This window comes from Pseudomonas putida, from assembly GCF_001941965.1.
Classification (GTDB): Bacteria; Pseudomonadota; Gammaproteobacteria; order Pseudomonadales; family Pseudomonadaceae; genus Aquipseudomonas; species Aquipseudomonas putida_L.
On sequence record NZ_MKZO01000002.1, the window covers coordinates 139,494 to 160,027 of the forward strand.

At 63.9% G+C, this 20,534-nt stretch carries 18 protein-coding genes; 10 read left to right on the forward strand and 8 right to left on the reverse strand.

The features are described 5' to 3' along the window. The first annotated feature begins 87 nt into the window (after nt 1–87). Complete coding sequence (locus tag PSEMO_RS01460) at nt 88–1,413, forward strand: MFS transporter (protein ID WP_075801409.1); 1,326 nt, start codon at nt 88–90, stop codon at nt 1,411–1,413. 101 nt (nt 1,414–1,514) lie between these two features. Here PSEMO_RS01460 and PSEMO_RS01465 read toward each other — a convergent pair whose 3' ends face one another. Then, nucleotides 1,515–2,273, reverse strand: coding sequence for a COG4705 family protein (locus PSEMO_RS01465; protein WP_075801410.1), 759 nt, complete (start codon nt 2,271–2,273; stop codon nt 1,515–1,517). A gap of 350 nt (nt 2,274–2,623) precedes the next feature. Between PSEMO_RS01465 and PSEMO_RS01470 the strand changes: the two genes are divergently transcribed. Continuing rightward, complete coding sequence (locus PSEMO_RS01470; RefSeq protein WP_075801411.1) at nt 2,624–2,950, forward strand: hypothetical protein; 327 nt, start codon at nt 2,624–2,626, stop codon at nt 2,948–2,950. A 117-nt stretch (nt 2,951–3,067) separates the two neighbouring features. Next, nucleotides 3,068–3,670 carry a flavin reductase family protein gene (locus tag PSEMO_RS01475; protein WP_075801412.1) on the forward strand — a complete coding sequence of 201 codons (603 nt, stop codon included), beginning with the start codon at nt 3,068–3,070 and terminating at the stop codon, nt 3,668–3,670. 7 nt (nt 3,671–3,677) lie between these two features. On the opposite strand, the gene PSEMO_RS01480 is transcribed toward PSEMO_RS01475, so the two are convergent. Together PSEMO_RS01480 and PSEMO_RS01485 are read right to left on the reverse strand one after the other, a co-directional pair. Next, nucleotides 3,678–3,908, reverse strand: coding sequence for a hypothetical protein (locus PSEMO_RS01480; RefSeq protein ID WP_075801413.1), 231 nt, complete (start codon nt 3,906–3,908; stop codon nt 3,678–3,680). Nucleotides 3,909–3,947: 39 nt separating this feature from the next. Continuing rightward, nucleotides 3,948–4,241, reverse strand: a complete 294-nt coding sequence (locus PSEMO_RS01485) for an antibiotic biosynthesis monooxygenase family protein (protein ID WP_075801414.1) — start codon at nt 4,239–4,241, stop codon at nt 3,948–3,950. A 308-nt stretch (nt 4,242–4,549) separates the two neighbouring features. On the opposite strand from PSEMO_RS01485, the gene PSEMO_RS01490 reads away from it, so the two are divergent. Further along, complete coding sequence (locus tag PSEMO_RS01490) at nt 4,550–5,449, forward strand: AraC family transcriptional regulator (RefSeq protein WP_075801415.1); 900 nt, start codon at nt 4,550–4,552, stop codon at nt 5,447–5,449. On the opposite strand, the gene PSEMO_RS01495 is transcribed toward PSEMO_RS01490, so the two are convergent. Further along, nucleotides 5,446–7,065, reverse strand: coding sequence for a 5-guanidino-2-oxopentanoate decarboxylase (locus PSEMO_RS01495; protein ID WP_075801416.1), 1,620 nt, complete (start codon nt 7,063–7,065; stop codon nt 5,446–5,448). The genes PSEMO_RS01490 and PSEMO_RS01495 overlap by 4 nt on opposite strands. 116 nt (nt 7,066–7,181) lie before the next feature. On the opposite strand from PSEMO_RS01495, the gene PSEMO_RS01500 reads away from it, so the two are divergent. Then, nucleotides 7,182–8,054 carry a LysR substrate-binding domain-containing protein gene (locus PSEMO_RS01500; protein WP_075801417.1) on the forward strand — a complete coding sequence of 291 codons (873 nt, stop codon included), beginning with the start codon at nt 7,182–7,184 and terminating at the stop codon, nt 8,052–8,054. A 101-nt stretch (nt 8,055–8,155) separates the two neighbouring features. On the opposite strand, the gene PSEMO_RS01505 is transcribed toward PSEMO_RS01500, so the two are convergent. Then, nucleotides 8,156–8,770, reverse strand: coding sequence for an NAD(P)-dependent oxidoreductase (locus tag PSEMO_RS01505; RefSeq protein WP_075801418.1), 615 nt, complete (start codon nt 8,768–8,770; stop codon nt 8,156–8,158). 28 nt (nt 8,771–8,798) lie between these two features. Then, the gene (locus PSEMO_RS01510) at nt 8,799–9,665 is read right to left on the reverse strand and encodes an MBL fold metallo-hydrolase (RefSeq protein WP_075801419.1); all 867 of its coding nucleotides are present in this window, start codon (nt 9,663–9,665) and stop codon (nt 8,799–8,801) included. A gap of 104 nt (nt 9,666–9,769) precedes the next feature. Between PSEMO_RS01510 and PSEMO_RS01515 the strand changes: the two genes are divergently transcribed. Both PSEMO_RS01515 and PSEMO_RS01525 read left to right on the forward strand, forming a co-directional pair. After that, complete coding sequence (locus PSEMO_RS01515) at nt 9,770–10,678, forward strand: LysR family transcriptional regulator (RefSeq protein WP_075801420.1); 909 nt, start codon at nt 9,770–9,772, stop codon at nt 10,676–10,678. A gap of 435 nt (nt 10,679–11,113) precedes the next feature. Then, nucleotides 11,114–12,514 carry an MDR family MFS transporter gene (locus PSEMO_RS01525; RefSeq protein WP_075801442.1) on the forward strand — a complete coding sequence of 467 codons (1,401 nt, stop codon included), beginning with the start codon at nt 11,114–11,116 and terminating at the stop codon, nt 12,512–12,514. Here PSEMO_RS01525 and PSEMO_RS01530 read toward each other — a convergent pair whose 3' ends face one another. Both PSEMO_RS01530 and PSEMO_RS01535 read right to left on the reverse strand, forming a co-directional pair. Beyond that, nucleotides 12,515–13,399, reverse strand: a complete 885-nt coding sequence (locus tag PSEMO_RS01530) for a DMT family transporter (RefSeq protein ID WP_075801422.1) — start codon at nt 13,397–13,399, stop codon at nt 12,515–12,517. Between the two features lie 157 nt (nt 13,400–13,556). After that, entirely contained in the window at nt 13,557–14,189 is a 633-nt protein-coding gene (locus tag PSEMO_RS01535; RefSeq protein ID WP_075801423.1) for a TetR family transcriptional regulator, read from the reverse strand. A gap of 265 nt (nt 14,190–14,454) precedes the next feature. Between PSEMO_RS01535 and PSEMO_RS01540 the strand changes: the two genes are divergently transcribed. From PSEMO_RS01540 to PSEMO_RS01550, 3 genes are read left to right on the forward strand one after another with little or no spacing between them, the layout of a single operon-like run. Further along, nucleotides 14,455–15,606: an efflux RND transporter periplasmic adaptor subunit gene (locus PSEMO_RS01540; RefSeq protein ID WP_075801424.1), complete on the forward strand. Its 1,152-nt coding sequence runs from the start codon at nt 14,455–14,457 to the stop codon at nt 15,604–15,606. Between the two features lie 3 nt (nt 15,607–15,609). Further along, on the forward strand, nt 15,610–18,762 hold the full coding sequence (gene ttgB, locus PSEMO_RS01545) for a multidrug efflux RND transporter permease subunit TtgB (protein ID WP_075801425.1): 3,153 nt from the start codon (nt 15,610–15,612) through the stop codon (nt 18,760–18,762). Beyond that, a complete protein-coding gene (locus tag PSEMO_RS01550; RefSeq protein ID WP_075801426.1) occupies nt 18,759–20,192 on the forward strand; it encodes an AdeC/AdeK/OprM family multidrug efflux complex outer membrane factor in 1,434 nt (477 codons plus the stop codon). Before ttgB ends, PSEMO_RS01550 begins: the two co-directional genes overlap by 4 nt. The last annotated feature ends 342 nt before the right edge of the window (nt 20,193–20,534 follow it).

Sequence of the window (20,534 nt, forward strand, 5' to 3'; positions counted from 1 at the left end):
CCGGTTCCCCTGGCACACCTCCTGCTATAGCCCCCGCAGGCCGCGCTCCACCGCGCCCCCACAAAAACAACATGAAGGTTCCGTCCAATGGATAACACTTCCACCCTGCCTGCCGGGGCGGCCGCTGCCACGGCTGCACCCAAGACCACCTCCAGTCGCCTCAAGTCGATCTTCAGCGGCTCCGTCGGCAACATGGTCGAGTGGTACGACTGGTACGTCTACGCCGCATTCTCCCTGTATTTCGCCAAGGCCTTCTTCCCCGCTGGCGATACCACCGCACAACTGCTCAACACCGCCGCGATCTTCGCCGTGGGCTTCCTGATGCGCCCGATCGGTGGCTGGCTGATGGGCCTGTACGCCGACCGCAAGGGGCGCAAGGCGGCGTTGATGGCTTCGGTCCTGCTGATGTGCTTCGGTTCCCTGGTCATCGCCCTGACCCCGGGCTATGAAACCATCGGCGTCGCCGCACCTATCCTGCTGGTCATCGCCCGCCTGATGCAGGGCCTGTCGGTGGGTGGCGAATACGGCACCTCGGCCACCTACCTCAGCGAGATGGCGACCAAGGAACGTCGCGGCTTCTTCTCCAGCTTCCAGTACGTGACCCTGATCTCCGGCCAGCTCATCGCCCTCGCCGTGCTGATCGTCCTGCAACAGACCCTGACCACCGAACAGCTCTACGCCTGGGGCTGGCGCGTACCCTTCGTGATCGGCGCGCTGTGCGCGGTGGTTGCGCTGTACCTGCGTCGCGGCATGGAAGAGACCGAGTCCTTCACCAAGAAGGAAAAGCCGAAAGCCAAGGAAAGCCTGATGCGCACCCTGCTGCGCCATCCGAAGGAACTCGCCACCGTGGTCGGCCTGACCATGGGCGGCACCCTGGCCTTCTACACCTACACCACCTACATGCAGAAGTACCTGGTCAACACGGTGGGCATGAGCATCACCGACTCGACCATGATCTCAGCGGCCACCCTGTTCCTGTTCATGTGCCTGCAGCCGGTGATCGGCGCGCTGTCCGACAAGATCGGCCGGCGTCCGATCCTGATCGCCTTCGGGGTGCTCGGCACGATCTTCACCGTCCCGATCCTCTCCACCCTGCACACCGTGCAAAGCTGGTGGGGTGCGTTCTTCCTGATCATGGCGGCGCTGATCATCGTCAGCGGCTACACCTCGATCAACGCCGTGGTGAAGGCCGAGCTGTTCCCTACCGAGATCCGTGCACTGGGCGTGGGCCTGCCGTATGCGCTGACCGTGTCGATCTTCGGCGGTACTGCTGAGTATGTGGCGCTGTGGTTCAAGAGCGCGGGCATGGAGACCGGTTACTACTGGTACGTCACCGCCTGCATCGCCTGCTCGCTGCTGGTGTATGTGTTCATGAAGGACACGCAGAAGCATTCGCGGATTGTGACTGACTGACAGCTGCAAGCCCCAAGCTTCAAGCCACAAGAAAAAGCGGTGCCAACACGGACCGCTTTTTTCTTGCCGCTTGAAGCTTGCAGCTTAAAGCTCGGAAGAAATCAGGATATCCGCGCCACCTCAGCCTGTTGGGTCCGCCGGGTATTGAAGTAATACGCCATCCCCACCATCACCAGCAACACCCCGCCCAGCACCGCCGAAGACCCCACGGTACCGAAATCCAGCCCGCCTTTTTCATACGGTTTGGTCAGGAAGTCCCCCAGGGTCGCGCCGAACGGCCGGGTCAGGACGAAGGCGATCCAGAACAGCGCCACCGGGGAGATCCGGGTCACGTAGCGCGCAATCACCACCAGGCAGATCGCCGAGCCGATCAGCAGCGCACCGCCCGCGAAGCCCAACCCCGAATCGTCCGCCAGGTAGTCGCCCAGGGCCGTGCCGAGGGTGTTGGAGAACAGGATCGCCACCCAGTAGAAGATCTCGCCGCGCCGGCTGCTGATGTGGTTGACGTTGAGGGTGTTGCCGCTCAGGCGCCACAGGGCGAAGGTCAGCGCGAGGATGCCGATCAGGATCGCCGAGCCGGTGGCGTAGCCAAGGCCCAGGGTGCGGTCCATGAAGTCGGACATGGTGGTGCCGGCAGTGCTGGTGGAGAGGATCACCAGCCAGTACAGCGCCGGGTGGTATTTGCGCGAAACCAGCTGCGCCAGCAGCGTGGCGAGGAACAGGCTGATCAGGATCACCGAGCTCAGCGCGTAACCGACGTTGAGGGTCATCGACAGCAGGTCACCGGCGGTTTCCCCGAGTGTGGTGGCGCAGATCTTCATGATCCAGAACGCCAGGGTGATGTGCGGGAGTTTATTCATTGTGGGGGTCGCTCCAGGGTCAAGTGCTGCGGAGATTGCGCAGGAAGCGATGAAAAATGCGTGGGTGAAAAATGAAAAATGCGTGGGTGAAAATTCTTTCATTTTTCTATTAGTCGACACATGCCCCCTGTGGGAGCTGGCTTGCCAGCGATGGCGTCAGGCTGGACAACATCGCTGCTCCTGCTGGCCTCATCGCTGGCAAGCCAGCTCCCACAGGGTTTTGTGTCGCCATATATATCTATTTATACGATCTTTACGGCCTATTTTTTGCGCTTTTTAATCAAATTAATCGGCGTAGCATTAAACCCATCGAAACAAGCAACCCAACTCACTACCCCGGAGCAACCACCATGAAAAGCAAACTGATCCTGACCCTGGCCTTCTCTGTACTGACCGCCAATGCCTTTGCCGCCGACGGCTTCGACCGCACCGGCAGCCACAACTTCAGCCACCCGCAAGCCCATGCGGCCGCTGTCGCCGAAGATGGTTTCGATCGCACCGGCGCTGCCAAATTCGTTGAAGACGGCTTCGATCGCACCCACGGCGCCAAATTCGCCGAAGACGGTTTCGATCGCACCAACGGCGCCAAATTCGCCGAAGACGGTTTCGATCGCACCCACGGCGCCAAATTCGCCGCCGACGGTTTCGACCGCACCCAGGCCCATCGCTTCAGCTAAGACCTGAAGCCTCACCTTCCACAGCCCGGCTTCGGCCGGGCTTAATCGTTTTCAGGGCCCGAGACTCTTGGCACACTAGGACCTTCTTCCCGTGTCCCCGCCCACAAGGCCCGCCCGATGTACTACTACGAACCCAGCAAAGGCCACGGCCTGCCCCACGATCCGTTCAACGCCATCGTCGGCCCGCGCCCGATCGGCTGGATCTCCTCCCAGGACGCCCAAGGCAACCTGAACCTCGCGCCCTACAGCTTCTTCAACGCCTTCAACTACATCCCGCCGATCATCGGTTTCAGCAGCGTCGGGCGCAAAGACAGCCTGAACAATATCGAGCAGACCGGCGAGTTCGCCTGGAACCTGGCCACCCGCCCGCTGGCCGAGGCGATGAACCAGAGCTGCGCCGCCGTGGCGCCGGAAGTCGACGAGTTCGCCCTGAGCCACCTGACCCCGGTGGCCTCCCGCGTGATCGCGGTGCCACGGGTGCAGGAGAGCCCGGTGTCGTTCGAGTGCAAGGTGAGCCAGATCATCCAGCTCAAGCGCGCCGACCAGGAACCGGTGCCAAGCTGGCTGATCCTGGGCGAAGTAGTGGCGGTGCATATCGCCGAGCATCTGCTCAAGGACGGTATCTACGATACCGCCGCCGCCGAGCCGATCCTGCGTGGCGGAGGACCTGCGGATTATTTCGAGCTGGGCAACCTGTTCAAGATGCGCCGCCCGCTCTGAGACCTGTTTACCAGACCAGTTCGGCGTCCGCAGTGACGCCCTGCAGGCGCTCGAGCTCGGCGCTTGCGGCGTCGTCGGCGGCCATGGCGGTCTTGAACACCTGGCCGTCCAGCACCTTGTGGAAGGTCGGCGCGCCCACGGCGCCCAGGCCCTTCACCGCGATTGCGGCGTAGTAGCCACCTTCGGTCGGCACCATCGCCGCGACCGCTTCAAAGCCTACGAATACCCTGCGCGCCATTGTCGTTACATCCGGAAGATTGCGAAAAAGGCCGCCATTCTAGCCGAAGGTGTGCAGATCGAGGCTAGCCAGCACCCGCGCCTGCACCAGTTCGCCAAACAATTGCAGGCTCGGCGAATGGAAGTAGTCGTTCATCGCCGACTGGTCCTGCCAGTGACTGCTGAGCAGCCAGAGCTGGCTGTCGAACGCCGAACGTTGCAGGCTGAAGCCGAGGCAACCCGGGGTGTTGCGGGTCGGCTCGCGAAGTTGTTGCAGGCGCTCGCCCAGCTCGGCGGAACGGCCAGCGCTGGCGCGCACGAAGGAGAGATGGCTGACCGGTTGTGATGTTGTCATGTGCGGTGCTCCTTTAAAGCGGTCAGAGGAAAACTGCCAGGCTGCCAAGATTAGCCAGCCGACCGCCAGCGACGTTAGACGAATGCTGTCGGCAAATTGCCTGATCCTGCACAGCTCCTCCGGCCCTGCCCTGCACACACTGAAAACCGCAGTTCACCCTCCAATCCGCTTCGGGCAAGCGCAATCGCTTCAATTTGGTGACAGCCCGGCATGCACAGCAGGATCGTGCAAGAACCCGACAGCTTTCGGCTAGCGCCAGGACTTGCACAAACCTATGCTGCGAAAATCCTGCAGGAGGAACCTCATCCATGTCATCCGCCGAACCGCTCGACCCCGCCCTCGAAGCCCTGCGCGAGGCCCTTGCCGACCTGGTCCGCCGGCATGCCGATTCGCCGGCGATCACTGGCCTGTTCCTCGTCCGCCACGAAGAAAACATCCGCTCCATGCCGACCCTGGCCAGCCCGGCCCTGTGCATCCTGGCCCAGGGCAGCAAGGCCGTGCACCTGGGCGACGAGCGCTATGTCTACGACCCGCTGCACTACATGGTGGTCTCGGTGGCGATGCCGATCAGCGGCGTGTACCTGGACGCCAGCCCGGAGAACCCGAGCCTGGGCATTCGCCTGGATATCGATCCGGCCGAAATCAACAACCTGATCGCCGATGCCGGCCCCATGGGCGTGCCGGCCGCCTCCGAGCGCGGGCTGTTCGTCGAGCGCCTCGACCTGGCGCTGCTCGATGCACTGATTCGGCTGATCCGCCTGCTGGATACGCCGAAGGACATCCCGGTGCTGGCACCGCTGATCCGCCGGGAAATCCTCTATCGCCTGCTACGTGGGAAACAGGGCCATCGGCTGTACGAGATCGCCATGGCCAACAGTCAGACCCACCGGGTCTGCCAGGCGATCCAGTGGCTCAACGACTATTACGACAAGCCGCTGCGCATCGAGGATCTGGCGAAGGAGGTGAACCTCAGCGTCTCGGCCTTGCATCACCGCTTCAAGTCGGTGACGTCCATGAGCCCGTTGCAGTATCAGAAACAGCTGCGCCTCCAGGAAGCCCGTCGCTTGATGCTCAACGACGGCCTGGAAGCGGCGGTGGCGGGGTATCGGGTCGGCTATGAAAGCCCGTCGCAGTTCAGCCGCGAATACAGCCGGCTGTACGGCGCGCCCCCGTTGCGGGACATGGCGCGCCTGCGCAACGCGATCTAGGCCAGGACGGTTTCGGTCCAGCGGCGCTGGTCGATCTCGATCAGCGTTGGCCCCTGGCGACCGGCTGCCTCTATCAGCGCAGCCTTCAGCGCTTCCACCTCATGCACCGCTTGCGCCGCGCAGCCAAAGCCCTTGGCGATGGTGACGAAGTCCGGCGTGTGGATATCCACGCCCACCGGCTCGATATCGCGGTTGACCATGTAGCGCTTGATCTCTTCGTAGCCCTGGTTGTTCCACAGCAGGACGATCAGCGGCACCCGCGCTTCCACGGCACTGGCCAGTTCCGGCAGGGTGAACTGGATACCGCCATCCCCAATCAGGCATACCGACGGCAGACCGCTGCCCAGCCAGGCGCCCATGGCCGCCGGCAGGGCGTAGCCGAGGGTGCCGTAGCCGGTGGACGCGTTGAACCAGCGGCGCGGGTGATCCAGGTCCAGGGTCAGGTTGCCGGTGTAGACCGGCTGGGTCGAGTCGCCCACCAGCACCGCGTTCGGCAAGGCTTCGAGAATGGTGTCGAGGAACAGGGTCTGGGCAGTCGCCGCGTCATCCCATTGGGCCGCCAGGGTTTCCCGCAGGCGAGCCGCACGGGCCGGGCCCCAGTCGCCGGCTCGTACCGGCGACGGTTGCTCGGCCAGGGCGTGGAGCAGCGCGTCGCAGGCGTAGTTGGCGTCGGCGACCAGGGCCAGCTTCGGCGGGTAGTTGCGCACGGTCTGGTCCGGATCGATGTCGATGCGCAGCAGGGTACCGGGGATTTCGAAACCACCCTTGAAGGTGACGTCGTAGTCGGTCTCGGCCAGCTCGGTGCCGATGGCCAGGATCACGTCGGCCTCGCACACCAGTTCGCGGGTGGCGACCAGGGTCTGGGTCGAGCCGATCAGCAGCGGGTGGCTGGACGGCAGCATGCCCTTGGCATTGATGGTCAGCGCGGTGGGCGCCTGGAGGTATTCGGCCAGACGGGTCAGCGCGGCGCTGGCGTCGATGGCACCGCCACCGGCGAGGATCAGCGGGCGACGGGCACCGGCGAGCAGGGCAGCCATCTTCGCCGCAGTGGCCGGGGCAGCGGCGGCGCGATCGACACGCACTGGCTCGCTGTTCAGCAGGTGACCGGCTTCCTCGACGATCACGTCCAGCGGAATCTCGATATGCACCGGGCGCGGACGGGCGCCGTCGAACACGGCGAAGGCACGGGCCAGGACCTCCGGCAGGTCATCGGCGGACATCAGGGTGTGGGAGAAGGCCGCAACGCCGGACACCAGTTGGCTCTGGTTTGGCAGCTCATGCAGCTTGCCGCGCCCGCCACCCAGGGCATTGCGCGACTGCACGCTGGAGATCACCAGCATCGGGATCGAGTCGGCGTAGGCCTGGCCCATGGCGGTGGTGATGTTGGTCATGCCCGGGCCGGTGATGATGAAGCACACGCCGGGTTTGCCACGGGTGCGCGAGTAACCGTCAGCCATGAAGCCGGCGCCTTGCTCGTGGCGCGGGGTGATATGGCGGATGCTCGACGCCGCGAGGCCGCGATAAAGCTCCACGGTGTGCACGCCGGGAATGCCGAACACATGGTCCACGCCGTAGTTTTCGAGGAGTTTTACCAGCACTTCGCCGCACGTTGCCATGTTCGTTCACCTGTTGTCTTGTCATTGGAACAAGAGCTCATTGGACCGCCGGGTGGCTACCGGCACAAGGCAAAGTTCCTCATACTAGCCATGCACCCAGCTCATGGCTTATCCCGATGAAACGACTTCCGGCCCTGCCCGCCCTGCATACCTTCCTGATTACCGCCCAGTGCTGCAATTTCACCCGTGCCGCCCAGCAGTTGCACCTGACCCAGGGTGCGGTGAGCCGGCAGATCGCCGGGCTGGAAGAGCATCTCGGTTATCCGCTGTTCATCCGCCAGGCCCGGGGCCTGAGCCTGACCCCTGAGGGCCAGGAATGGCTGCCACGGGTGCAGCAGGTGTTCGGCCTGATTGAGGATGGCGTGCAGCAGATCGGTGCACCCCGCAGCACCTTGCAGTTGAAGGCGCCGACCTGCGTGATGCGCTGGTTGCTGCCACGGCTGATGGAGTGGCAGGCGCTGCGCCCGGATGTGCCGGTGGAACTGACCACGACCATCCAGCATGGCGTGGATTTTCGTCGTGAAGGTTTCGACGCGGCGGTGGTGTACGGCGCCGAGCCGGAAGGTGAGGCGCTGAAACTGTTCGATGAGCAACTGACGCCAGTGTGTTCGCCGCAGTTGCTGGCCGGCAAGGTGGCGTTGCGCGAGGTGGCGGATCTGGCCGGGCATATGCTCCTGCATCCGGCCCGGGACGAGCGGGACTGGCGGACCTGGCTGGAGGCGGCCGGGAGCGGGCTGGAGATTCAGGGCCGGCGCCAGCATTTCGAGACGCTGGATATGGCGATGGCCATGGCCTCGCAAGGGACCGGAGTGGCGATCGGGGACTGGGCGTTGATCGGGGATGATCTGGTGACCGGCAGGTTGGTGATGCCGTTTGGGTTGAGGGTGGCTACGGGGAAGGGGTATTACCTGGCGAGGCCCGGGAAGATGGCGGCGCCGGGGTTGGTGGAGCTGGTTGAATGGTTGGGGGAGCAGGCCAGTAGGCGGTGATCTTTCGGGCCTCATCGCTGGCAAGCCAGCTCCCACAGGGTCCGCGTGCACCGCTGAACCTGTGGGAGCTGGCTTGCCAGCGATAGGGCCCGAAAGGTCAATCAATAACCCACAGTGAACCGCTGCCGCGAATGCTTCGGCTGCTCAACCTCATCCAGCAAGGCGATCGCATAATCGGCAAAGGTGATCCAGCTCTTGCCATCGGCAGCGATCAGCAGATGATCCTTGCCCAGCTTGTACGACCCGGTGCGCGGCCCTTCGACAAATTCAGCCGACGGCGAAAGGAAGGTCCAGTCCAGTTCTTTCTCCTGCTTCAAAGCATCAAGGTAAGCAGCGCCAGCACTGGCCTCGGCCTTGTACGCCTCGGGGAAGTCCGGGCTGTCGATCACCCGCGAGTCGTCCGGCAGCAGCAGGCTGCCCGCACCGCCCACCACCAGCACACGCTGGACCCCGGCCTGCTTGGCCGGGTCCAGCAGGGTCTGCGCCGGAATCCCGGAGAAATGCGCAGCACTCAGGACCACATCGTGCCCCGCCAGAGCCTTGGCCAGCGCAGCGCCATCCTTGATATCCAGCGCCACCGGCGCCACCCCGGCCCGCCCCTGCAACTTCGCCGGATCCCGGGCGATGGCGGTCACGCTGTGCCCACGACGCAGGGCTTCTTCCAGCAACTGGCTGCCAGCACGGCCGGTAGCCCCGATGATTGCGATCTTGCTCATGACAAACCTCCGATAGGAATTGAACGACTCACCATTTCATTTCGCCCTTGTCGACCTTGGCGCCGAGCTCCAGGGAGCTTTCGTCGGCCAGGCCCGGGTAACGCTTTTTCATCGCCGCGATCAGTTCGGCCGAGTTGGCAGCACGGGCACTTTCCTGATCGAAGGCGCGGATGTAGTCAGCAGTAAAGCGCACCGCCGCCAGCGAGCCACTGGCCGTGCCGAGGGTGTGGCCGGGAATCACGGTGGCCGGCTTGAGGTCTTCGATACGCTTCAGGCCCACCAGCCAGTCGGCACGGGACTGCTTGCCCTGGGTGTCGGCCATCCATACATGCTGGTTTTCCGAAACCAGGATCCCGCCGACCACGGCCTTGATCGATGGAATCCAGACGAAGGTGCGGTCCGGCTGCGGGCCGTCGAGGCCGACGATCTGCAAGGCCTGGCCTTCGAGGGTCAGGTGTTCGCCTTCCAGCACCTGTGGCAGGACCAGGCGCTGTGGCTGGTCGGCGCCCATCTGCGGGCCCCAGTAGGCGAGCTTGGCGTCCATGGTCTGCTTGATATGCGCGACAGTCGGTGCGGTGGCCACCACCTTCACATCCGGGTATGCCCGCAGCAGGGTGTCGAGGCCGAAGTAGTAGTCCGGATCACCGTGGCTGATATAGATAGTGGTGAGGTGCTTGCCACTGGCCTTGAGCTTGTCGACCAACTGCTGCGCCTGGGCCTTGCCGAACTGGGCATCGACCAGGATGGCATCGTGCTTGCCGCTGACGATCACCGAACTGACCGGGAAGATCGCCTCGGTGCCAGGGTTGTAGCCCGTCAGTTGCAGCGGCGCATCGGCGGCCATGGCGGTGTTGAAGCAGAGCGGTGCGATGAAAGCGAGAAAGAGGCGGCGCATCGGCTGAATCCTGTGGAAGACGAATGCTCCACAGCTTAGTTGCGCGATCCGACGCAAAAAATGCGATTCTTGGCCATAGTTTGTTTCTGAAACCGGACATATCCATGGACCGTCTGACCGCCATGCGGGTCTTCGTCACCGTTGTCGATCTCGGCAGCCAGTCGGCCGCTGCCGATCATCTGGACCTGTCGCGCCCGGTCGTGTCGCGTTATCTGGCCGATCTGGAGAACTGGGTCGGCGCCCGCCTGATGCAGCGCACCACGCGCAAGCTGAGCCTGACCGCCGCCGGCAAGGAAACCCTGCCGCGCTGCCGGCAGATGCTGGAACTGGCCGGCGACCTGCAGGCCGCCGTGACCACCCCGGACCAGGCGCCGCGGGGCGAGCTGCGCATCAGTGTGAGTACCTCGTTCGGCCAGGCGCAGTTGCTGGAGGCGATCACCGAGTACGTCCTGCGCTATCCGCAGGTGAAGGTGGACCTGCAGATGCTCGACCGCACCGTCAACCTGGTGGACGAGCGCATCGACCTGGCGATCCGCACCAGCAACGATATCGATCCCAACCTGATCGCCCGGCGCCTGAGCGTGTGCCACTCGGTGATCTGCGCCTCGCCAGCCTACCTGCGCGCGCACCCGACGCCGCAGGTGGTACAGGACCTGAGCCGGCACAACTGCCTGACCCACTCCTATTTCGGCCATAGCCTCTGGCATTTCGAGGTGGACGGGGAAAGCGTGTCGGTGCCGATCCACGGCAATATCAGCGCCAACGAAGCCCTGACCCTGCAACAGGCGGCCCTGGCCGGCACCGGCATCGCCATGCTGCCGACCTACCTGGCGCACCGGCCGTTGCGCAGTGGCGAGCTGGTGCGCTTGCTGCCCCAGGCCAGGCCCAGGACCCTGAACCTGAATGCCGTGTACACCTCGCGCAAGCACATGCCGGCGACCTTGCGCAGCATGCTGGATTTCCTGGCCGAACGTTTTACCGATCCGCCGGAATGGGATCGCGACCTGCCGTAGGTGGACTAAGCTTGTAGCAGGATGTATCGGTTGCGGGAGGTCAGCATCATGGGTGTCAAATCCAGGAAATGCGCGGTCGTCTTCGCCATCGTTGCGGTCATGGGGCTTTATGCGACAGCTGCCTGGCGGGTCGAGCAGGCAAGGAACCAGCCCTGGTCGGCAGCGAGTTGTTCGCTGGTTCATTGTGTGCCGCATACGGCGACGCTTAGTGCCTTGAGATAAAGGTTGCCTGTACCGGCCTCATCGCTGGCAAGCCAGCTCCCACAGGGTTCTGCAGCGCCGCGGACACTGTGGGAGCTGGCTTGCCAGCGATGAGGCCCGTGAAGACGCTTAGCAAGCTATCGGTTAAACTCGTTTGAAAAACATCCGAGCCCCACCGTGACCCTACCCAACGCCCTCCCGCAACCCGCCATCCGCACCGTGCTCGTCGCCCTGATGCTGGCGATTTTCCTCGGTGCCCTCGACCAGACCATCATCGCCGTGTCCATGCCGGCGATCTCCGCGCAGTTCAACGATGTCGGCCTGCTGGCCTGGGTGATCTCCGGCTACATGGTGGCGATGACCGTGGCCACGCCGATCTACGGCAAGCTCGGCGACCTCTACGGCCGCCGGCGGATGATCCTCAGCGGCACGGCGATCTTCACCCTGGCCTCGGTGTTCTGCGCCCTGGCCCAGAACATGGAGCAACTGGTGCTGGCCCGGGTGATCCAAGGCATCGGCGCCGGCGGCATGGTCTCGGTGAGCCAGGCGATCCTCGGCGACCTGGTGCCACCCCGGGAACGCGGGCGCTACCAGGGCTATTTCAGCAGCATGTACGCCGCCGCCAGCGTGATCGGGCCGGTGCTCGGCGGCTTGCTGACCGAGTACCTGTCGTGGCGCTGGGTGTTCTGGCTGAACCTGCCGCTGGGCCTGGTCGCCTGGTGGGTGACGCGCAACAGCCTGCGCGGCCTGGCCACGCCACAACGGGCGGCGAAGGTGGATTACCCCGGCGCCCTGCTGCTGATCCTCGGCCTGACCAGCCTGCTGCTGGCCATCACCCTGATCGGCCAGGGCCATGCCTGGCACAGCGAATCGGTGCTGGCCTTGATGGGCGCGGCGCTGTTCGGCCTGGTCCTGTTCGTCCTTTATGAACGCCGTGCCCCCGAACCGTTGCTGCCGCTGAAGCTGTTCCGCAACCGGGTGGCGGTGCTGTGCTGGTGCGCGATCTTCTTCACCAGCTTCCAGGCCATCTCCCTGACCATGCTGATGCCCCTGCGCTACCAGAGCATCACCGGCGCCGGGGCCGACAGCGCGGCGCTGCACCTGCTGCCACTGGCCATGGGCCTGCCGATCGGTGCCTATTGCGCCGGGCGCCTGACCAACCTGACCGGGCGCTTCAAGCCGCAGATCCTGTTCGGCAGCGTGCTGATGCCACTGTCGATCATCGGCATGGCCTTCAGCCCGCCCTCCGCCACCTTCCTCAGCGGCTTCTTCATGTTGCTGACCGGTATCGCCGGCGGTACCCAGTTCCCGACCTCGCTGGTGGCCGCACAGAGTTCGGTGCAGCCGCAGGACATCGGCGTCGCCACCAGCACCACCAACCTGTTCCGCTCACTCGGCGGCGCGATGGGCGTGGCGCTGATGTCGGCCTTGCTGCTGGCGATGCTGCAGGACGGTGGTTATGCGCTGGCAGGTGAGGCATTGCTGGGCAGTCTGCGGACGGGCGAAGCGAGTCTGCAGGTTCAGGCCGAACTGTCGGTGACCTTCCGCAACCTGCTGTTGGGCAGCGCTTCGATTTCGCTGCTGGGCCTGGCCGCCGCCCTGGCCCTGCCCAACCGCGAACTGCGCGGGCACTGATCAGCGCCGGCGCTGCACCCAGGCCACGGCCAGGCCGCTGAGGCAGATGATGGAGATGCCGACCACGCCGTAGATATCCGGTGCGTGGTCGAAGATCAGGTAGCCGAACATCCCGGCGAAGAGGATCTGTCCATAACTGAACGGCGCCAGCATGGCTGGCGCCGCGTGCTTGAACGCCGAAGTCAGGAGCAGGTGGCCGAGCATGCCGCAGGTGCCCAGGCCGACCATGAACAGGCCATGGGTGAAGCTCGGCAGGGTCCAGAAGAACGGCACCAGGGCGGTCATGATCAGGCTGTTGAAGATGCCGGTGAGGAAGTTGCTGGTGGTCGGGCTGTCGGTGGCGCTGAGCTTGCGGGTGAGCAACTGGTAGCAGCCGAAGCAGAAGGCCGAGCCCAGCGGCAGGAGGATCGCCGGGGTGAACAGCGCACCGCCCGGGCGGATCACGATCAGCACGCCGATAAAGCCCGCCGTCACTGCCAGCCATTGCCCCCGCGTGACCCGCTCGCCGAGCAGCGGCACCGACAACGCGGTCACCAGCAAGGGCGCGAGGAAGTTGACCGCCGTGGCCTCGGCCAGCGGGATATAGCGCAACCCGGTGGTAAACAGCAGGCTGGTGCCGATCAGGCACAGCGCCCGGGCCAGTTGCAACAGCGGCCTGCGGGTGCGGACGATGGCCGAGAGCCCGGTGCGTGGCACGAAGACCACCAGCATCAGCAAGGTGTGCACCACATAGCGCGCCCATACCACCATGACGATGGCGTAGAACCCCGACAGGTATTTGGACAGGGCGTCGTGGCTGGCGAACAGCAGCACCGCCAGACAGATCAGGGCGATCCCCCGCAGTGGTTGATCGGCGCCTTTCATTGTCGGGGTCTGCGCGGTCATGTCCGGACTCGATGAAGAAAATTTAATTAGCCAGCTAAGTATCCAGATGGACCTGAGCCTACATAATAATGACGCCGGTCTGAGTGTGACTCAGGCCGGCGTCCTACACTACCAATCGAATCTGCAAATACAAAGATTCACAAATGCTCACAAAACCTCAATTGCGCAGGGAGGGGCTCAAGCGCAGCATGTCCAGCCCCGCATCGATCCAGCGCTCGGCATCACCGAGCAGGTCGAAGCTGTCCGGCAGCAGCAGCCAGCGCCGGATCAGACCGTCGATGTAAGCGAACATCGCCAGCGCCGCCCGCTGCGGATCGGTATCCGCCGGCAGTTGCCCGCGATTGATGGCGTTGCTCAGGGTACGGGTGATGCGCTCATGGCAATCGATGGTCGCGGTCTGCCGCTGGACGCGGATCTCGCACATTTCATCGGTGAATTCGCACTTGTGATGAAGAATTTCGTTGATGCGCCGGGTTTTCGGGTCACTGGCCATCTGGTGCATCAGTTGCACCAGCAGTTTGCGCATGCAGCCCAGCGGGTCGGGCTCTTCCTCGCTTTCGCTGGCACGGGCCAGGGCATCCAGCGGCTCCTGCATGCTGTCGAGCAGGGCCTCGACCAGTTCGGCCTTGTTATCGAAATGCCAGTAGATGGCGCCCCGGGTCACCCCGGCCAGCTCGGCGATATCCGCCAGCGTGGTACGGGCGATCCCTCGCTTATAGAAGGCCTTTTCCGCAGCTTCGAGAATCTGGTTACGGGTTTCCTGTGCTTCCTCTTTGGTTCGACGGACCATGGCAGTACAACCTCATCAAGGAGCCGGTCGCCTGCGTCGGGTGACCGGGTTCTGAGCGGCGGCGGCCTGGGTCAGGTCGCCTTCCGGGAGTTCTGGTTTCGCGCCTTGCAGCGTGCTTTTTACAAGGTAGCGGGTATTTACAAACAAGCATGAATGTAAGTATATTCCTTAGCATGCTACTTATCTAGCCGGACCTGTTAATTTTCCTTAATCCGTTTTCCTTTACTCTTGAGCGTCTTCAGCTCTTTCTGACCCGAGGATCTTCATGCAACTCAAGCCAGCTGTTACCGCTCTGGTTTCCGCCGTCGCCCTGGCAACACTGCTCAGCGGCTGTAAAAAGGAAGAGGCGGCGCCCGTGGCGCAGGCTCCTCAGGTCGGCGTCGTGACCCTCCAGCCCCAGGCCTACACCCTCGTTTCCGATCTGCCGGGTCGCACCATCGCGTACCGGGTGGCGGAAGTGCGTCCACAGGTCAACGGCATCATCCTCAAGCGCCTGTTCAAGGAAGGCTCCGAGGTCAAGGAAGGCCAGCAGCTCTATCAGATCGACCCGTCGGTCTATGAAGCGACCCTGGCCAGCGCCCAGGCCAATCTGCAATCGACCCGCTCGCTGTCCGACCGCTACAAGCAACTGGTCAACGAGCAAGCCGTCAGCCGCCAGGAATACGACGACGCCCAGGCCAAACGTTTGCAGGCCGAAGCCACGCTGAAGAGCGCACAGATCGACCTGCGCTACACCAAGGTCCTCGCCCCGATCAGCGGCCGTATCGGCCGTTCCGCGGTCACCGAAGGCGCCCTGGTCAGCAACGGCCAGGCCACCGCCATGGCGACCATCCAGCAGCTCGACCCGATCTACGTCGACGTCACCCAGTCCTCCGCCGAGCTGCTCAAGCTGCGTCGCGAGCTGGAGAGCGGCAAGCTGAAGAAGGTTGGCGACAACGCCGCCGAAGTCAGCCTGAAGCTGGAAGATGGCAGCAACTACGCTCAGAAAGGCCGTCTGGAATTCTCGGAAGTGTCGGTCGATGAAACCACCGGTTCCGTCACCCTGCGTGCCGTATTCCCCAACCCCGAACACAACCTGCTGCCCGGCATGTTCGTCCACGCCCGCCTGAACAACGGCGTCAACGAGACCGCGATCCTCGCCCCGCAACAAGGCGTGACCCGCGACCTCAAGGGCCAGGCCACCGCCCTGGTGGTGGACAAGGACAACAAGGTGGAACTGCGCCAGCTCAAGGCCAGCCGCACAGTTGGCAACGATTGGCTGATCGAGGAAGGCCTGAATGCCGGTGACCGTCTGATCACCGAAGGCCTGCAGTACGTCAAGCCAGGCGTCGAGGTGAAGGTCAGCGAAGCGACCAACGTCAAGCCTGCCCAGCCAACCCAGGCCAGTGCCGCGAGCGCAGGGGCCAAAGGGGAGTAAACCATGTCGAGATTCTTTATCGATCGCCCGATCTTCGCCTGGGTGATCGCCCTGGTGATCATGCTGGTCGGGGCGTTGTCGATCCTCAAGTTGCCGATCAACCAGTACCCGAGCATCGCCCCGCCGGCGATCGCGATTGCCGTGACCTACCCGGGCGCCTCGGCGCAGACCGTGCAGGACACCGTGGTCCAGGTGATCGAGCAGCAGCTCAACGGTATCGACAACCTGCGCTATGTGTCGTCGGAAAGTAACTCCGACGGCAGCATGACCATTACCGCGACCTTCGAGCAGGGTACCAACCCTGACACCGCGCAGGTCCAGGTGCAGAACAAGCTGAACCTGGCCACCCCGCTGCTGCCGCAAGAAGTGCAGCAGCAGGGTATCCGCGTGACCAAGGCGGTGAAGAACTTCCTGCTGGTGATCGGCCTGGTGTCGGAAGACGGCAGCATGACCAAGGACGACCTGGCCAACTACATCGTCTCCAACATGCAGGACCCGATCTCGCGCACCGCCGGTGTCGGTGACTTCCAGGTCTTCGGTGCCCAGTACGCGATGCGCATCTGGCTCGACCCGGCCAAGCTGAACAAATTCCAGCTGACCCCGGTCGACGTGAAAACCGCGGTTGCCGCGCAGAACGTCCAGGTGTCTTCCGGCCAGCTCGGCGGCCTGCCTGCCCTGCCCGGCCAGCAACTGAACGCTACCATCATCGGCAAGACCCGCCTGCAGACCGCCGAGCAGTTCGAGAAGATCCTGCTCAAGGTCAACCAGGACGGTTCGCAAGTACGCCTGGGCGATGTCGCCCGGGTCGGCCTGGGCGGTGAAAACTACGCGGTCAGCGCCCAGTTCAACGGCAAGCCGGCTTCCGGCCTGGCCGTGAAACTGGCCACCGGCGCCAACGCCCTGGATACCGCCAAGGCCCTGCGCAAGACCATCTCCGACCTGGAGCCGTTCTTCCCGCCTGGCATGAAAGCGGTGTTCCCGTACGACACCACCCCGGTGGTGACCGAGTCCATCAGCGGTGTAATCCACACCCTGATCGAAGCGATCGTCCTGGTGTTCCTGGTGATGTACCTGTTCCTGCAGAACTTCCGCGCCACGGTGATCACCACCATGACCGTGCCGGTGGTATTGCTGGGTACCTTCGGCATCCTTGCGGCATTCGGCTTCAGCATCAACACCCTGACCATGTTCGGCATGGTCCTGGCCATCGGTCTGTTAGTGGACGACGCCATCGTCGTGGTGGAAAACGTCGAGCGGGTGATGTCCGAAGAGGGACTCTCACCGAAGGAAGCGACCAGGAAATCCATGGGCCAGATCCAGGGTGCCCTGGTCGGTATCGCCCTGGTGCTCTCGGCGGTACTCCTGCCGATGGCCTTCTTCGGCGGCTCCACGGGGGTGATCTACAAGCAGTTCTCCATCACCATCGTCTCGGCCATGGCCCTGTCGGTGCTGGTAGCGCTGATCTTCACCCCGGCCCTGTGCGCGACCATGCTCAAGCCGCTCAAGAAAGGCGAGCACCACACCGCCAAGGGTGGCTTCTTCGGCTGGTTCAACCGCAACTTCGATCGCAGCGTGCAGAGCTACGAGCGTGGCGTGGGCAATATGCTGCGGCACAAGGCCCCGTACCTGCTGGCGTACCTGCTGATCGTGGTCGGCATGATCTGGCTGTTCACCCGCATCCCGACCGCGTTCCTGCCCGAGGAAGACCAGGGCGTTCTGTTCGCCCAGGTGCAGACCCCGGCCGGCTCCAGTGCCGAGCGCACCCAGGTGGTGGTCGACCAGATGCGCGAGTACCTGCTGGACAAGGAAGCCGACACCGTGGCCTCCGTGTTCACCGTGACCGGCTTCAACTTCGCCGGCCGTGGCCAGAGCTCGGGCATGGCGTTCATCATGCTCAAGCCGTGGGGCGAGCGTTCCGCCGAGAACAGCGTGTTCAACCTGGCAGCGCGGGCCCAGCAGCACTTCTTCAGCTTCCGCGACGCCATGGTGTTCGCCTTCGCCCCGCCTGCGGTACTGGAACTGGGTAACGCCACCGGTTTCGACGTGTTCCTGCAGGACCGTGCCGGCGTCGGCCACAACAAGCTGATGGAAGCGCGCAACCAGTTCCTCGGCCTGGCGGCGCAGAGCAAGATCCTCTCGGCAGTCCGTCCGAACGGCCTGAACGACGAGCCGCAGTACCAGTTGACCGTCGACGACGAGCGCGCCAGTGCCCTGGGCGTGACCATCGCCGATATCAACAACACCCTGTCGATTGCCCTGGGTGCCAGCTACGTCAACGACTTCATCGACCGTGGCCGGGTCAAGAAGGTCTACATCCAGGGCGAAGCCTCGTCGCGGATGAGCCCGGAAGACCTGCAGAAGTGGTACGTGCGCAACGCCGCCGGCGAGATGGTGCCGTTCTCCTCCTTCGCCCATGGCGAGTGGATCTACGGTTCGCCCAAGCTGTCGCGCTACAACGGCGTCGAAGCGGTGGAAATCCTCGGTGCCCCGGCCCCCGGCTACAGTACCGGTGAAGCCATGGCCGAGGTCGAGCGCCTGATCGCGCAACTGCCGTCGGGTATCGGTTACTCCTGGACCGGCCTGTCCTACGAGGAGCGCCTGTCGGGCTCCCAGGCACCGGCGCTGTACGCCCTGTCGCTGCTGATGGTGTTCCTCTGCCTGGCGGCGCTGTATGAAAGCTGGTCGATTCCGATCGCGGTCATGCTGGTGGTACCGCTGGGGATCATCGGTGCGCTGCTGGCCACCAGCCTGCGCGGGCTGTCCAACGACGTGTACTTCCAGGTGGGGCTGTTGACCACGATCGGCCTGGCGGCGAAGAACGCCATCCTGATCGTCGAGTTCGCCAAGGAACTGCACGAGCAGGGGCGCAGCCTGATCGACGCGGCCATCGAGGCCTGCCGCATGCGTCTGCGCCCGATCATCATGACCTCGCTGGCGTTCATCCTCGGCGTGGTACCGTTGGCCATCGCTACCGGCGCGGGCTCGGGCAGCCAGCACGCCATCGGTACCGGGGTGATCGGCGGCATGCTGACCGCGACCATCCTGGCCATCTTCTGGGTACCGCTGTTCTTCGTAAGCGTGTCGTCGTGGTTCGGCAGCAAGAAGCCGGACGAAGACGCCACACCTGAAACTCCACGTTATGAGGCTGGGCAATGACCAAGTCCTTGATGTCCCTGGCGGTGACCGCGTTCATCCTGAGCGGTTGCTCGCTGATCCCCGAGTACAAGACCCCTGAGTCGCCGGTGGCGGCCCAGTGGCCGGCCGGCCCGGCGTACTCGCCGACCGAGTCGGCGCAGGTCGCTGCGGCCGAACAGGGCTGGCGCCAGTTCTTCCATGACCCGGCGCTGCAGCAACTGATCCAGAGCTCGCTGGAAAACAACCGCGACCTGCGTGTCGCGGCGCTGAACATCGACGCCTACCGTGCGCAGTACCGCATCCAGCGTGCCGACCTGTTCCCGGCGGTGACGGCCGACGCCAGCGGTTCGCGCCAGCGGGTTCCGGCGGACATGTCGCAGACCGGCCGCTCCGGTATCACCAGCCAGTACTCGGCCACCGTGGGCGTCAGCGCCTACGAGCTGGACCTGTTCGGCCGGGTGCGCAGCCTCAGCGAGCAGGCCCTGGAAACCTACCTGTCCAGTGAAGAAGCGCGCCGTTCGACGCAGATTGCCCTGGTGGCCAGCGTAGCCAACGCCTGGTTCACCTGGCAGGCCGACCAGGCCCTGCTGAAGCTGACCGAAGAAACCCTGAAGACCTACGAGGAAAGCTTCAAGCTGACCCAGCGCAGCGCCGATGTCGGCGTGTCTTCGGCCCTCGACCTGAGCCAGTCGCGCACCGCCGTCGAAGGCGCGCGGGTCAGGCTGGCGCAGTACCAGCGCCAGGTGGCCCAGGATCTGAACAGCCTGACCCTGCTGGTCGGTGCCGGCCTGCCGGTGAACCTGCCGGCGGCCAAGGCGCTGGACAGCGAACTGCTCTCGGAAATGCCCGCCGGCCTGCCGTCGGACCTGTTGACCCGGCGTCCGGACATCATGGAAGCCGAGCACCTGCTGAAAGCGGCCAACGCCAATATCGGCGCGGCCCGTGCGGCGTTCTTCCCGCGCATCAGCCTGACCGCCAATGCCGGGACCTTGAGCCCGGACATGGACGGTCTGTTCAAGGGTGGTTCGGGGACCTGGCTGTTCCAGCCGTCGATCAGCCTGCCGATCTTCAATGCCGGCGCGCTGAAGGCCAGCCTGGATTACTCCAAGATCCAGAAAGACATCAACGTCGCCAAGTACGAAAAGACCATCCAGACCGCCTTCCAGGAAGTCTCCGATGGCCTCGCCGCACGCCAGACCTACAACGAACAGTTGCAGGCCCAGCGCGATCTGGTCGCCGCCAACCAGGACTACTACCGCCTGGCCGAGCGTCGCTACCGCATTGGTGTCGACAGCAACCTGGTGTTCCTCGACGCCCAGCGCAACCTGTTCAGTGCCCAGCAGTCGCTGATCACCGACCGGTTGTCGCAGTTGGTCAGTGAGGTGAACCTGTACAAGGCGCTGGGTGGTGGCTGGTATGAAAAGACCGGTGATGCCCAGGCTTCGCGTTGATGCTGTAGCGCTGTGAACAAGAGCCCACCTCCCAGGTGGGCTTTTTTATTGGTGTTCACTTTAGGGCCTCATCGCTGGCAAGCCAGCTCCCACAGGGATCGCGTGCACCGCCGGACCTGTGGGAGCTGGCTTGCCAGCGATGAGGCCCTCGAATCCACAGAAGATTTCCTGAAGAAATAAAACTAACCATTCAGTTAGTGTTCGATTATCGCCCAATACCGCCTGTAACGAATTGATTCACCCCCGCCCCGCACAGCACCATCTCCCTGCCGCTTGTCCCCAAGCACACCCCAAAAGCACGCAACCCGGCCTGCGCCTCTTTCCAGTCGCAGCGGATGGTTT

Excerpts from the sequence above, each read along its gene's own strand:
- PSEMO_RS01475 (WP_075801412.1), top strand. The coding sequence starts at position 3,068 with ATGTACTACTACGAACCCAGCAAAGGCCACGGCCTGCCCCACGATCCG.
- PSEMO_RS01500 (WP_075801417.1), top strand. The coding sequence starts at position 7,182 with ATGAAACGACTTCCGGCCCTGCCCGCCCTGCATACCTTCCTGATTACC.
- PSEMO_RS01460 (WP_075801409.1), top strand. The coding sequence starts at position 88 with ATGGATAACACTTCCACCCTGCCTGCCGGGGCGGCCGCTGCCACGGCT.
- PSEMO_RS01505 (WP_075801418.1), bottom strand. The coding sequence starts at position 8,770 with ATGAGCAAGATCGCAATCATCGGGGCTACCGGCCGTGCTGGCAGCCAG.
- PSEMO_RS01540 (WP_075801424.1), top strand. The coding sequence starts at position 14,455 with ATGCAACTCAAGCCAGCTGTTACCGCTCTGGTTTCCGCCGTCGCCCTG.
- ttgB (WP_075801425.1), top strand. The coding sequence starts at position 15,610 with ATGTCGAGATTCTTTATCGATCGCCCGATCTTCGCCTGGGTGATCGCC.
- PSEMO_RS01530 (WP_075801422.1), bottom strand. The coding sequence starts at position 13,399 with ATGACCGCGCAGACCCCGACAATGAAAGGCGCCGATCAACCACTGCGG.
- PSEMO_RS01490 (WP_075801415.1), top strand. The coding sequence starts at position 4,550 with ATGTCATCCGCCGAACCGCTCGACCCCGCCCTCGAAGCCCTGCGCGAG.
- PSEMO_RS01465 (WP_075801410.1), bottom strand. The coding sequence starts at position 2,273 with ATGAATAAACTCCCGCACATCACCCTGGCGTTCTGGATCATGAAGATC.
- PSEMO_RS01495 (WP_075801416.1), bottom strand. The coding sequence starts at position 7,065 with ATGGCAACGTGCGGCGAAGTGCTGGTAAAACTCCTCGAAAACTACGGC.
- PSEMO_RS01485 (WP_075801414.1), bottom strand. The coding sequence starts at position 4,241 with ATGACAACATCACAACCGGTCAGCCATCTCTCCTTCGTGCGCGCCAGC.
- PSEMO_RS01510 (WP_075801419.1), bottom strand. The coding sequence starts at position 9,665 with ATGCGCCGCCTCTTTCTCGCTTTCATCGCACCGCTCTGCTTCAACACC.
- PSEMO_RS01470 (WP_075801411.1), top strand. The coding sequence starts at position 2,624 with ATGAAAAGCAAACTGATCCTGACCCTGGCCTTCTCTGTACTGACCGCC.
- PSEMO_RS01535 (WP_075801423.1), bottom strand. The coding sequence starts at position 14,189 with ATGGTCCGTCGAACCAAAGAGGAAGCACAGGAAACCCGTAACCAGATT.
- PSEMO_RS01480 (WP_075801413.1), bottom strand. The coding sequence starts at position 3,908 with ATGGCGCGCAGGGTATTCGTAGGCTTTGAAGCGGTCGCGGCGATGGTG.
- PSEMO_RS01550 (WP_075801426.1), top strand. The coding sequence starts at position 18,759 with ATGACCAAGTCCTTGATGTCCCTGGCGGTGACCGCGTTCATCCTGAGC.
- PSEMO_RS01515 (WP_075801420.1), top strand. The coding sequence starts at position 9,770 with ATGGACCGTCTGACCGCCATGCGGGTCTTCGTCACCGTTGTCGATCTC.
- PSEMO_RS01525 (WP_075801442.1), top strand. The coding sequence starts at position 11,114 with ATGCTGGCGATTTTCCTCGGTGCCCTCGACCAGACCATCATCGCCGTG.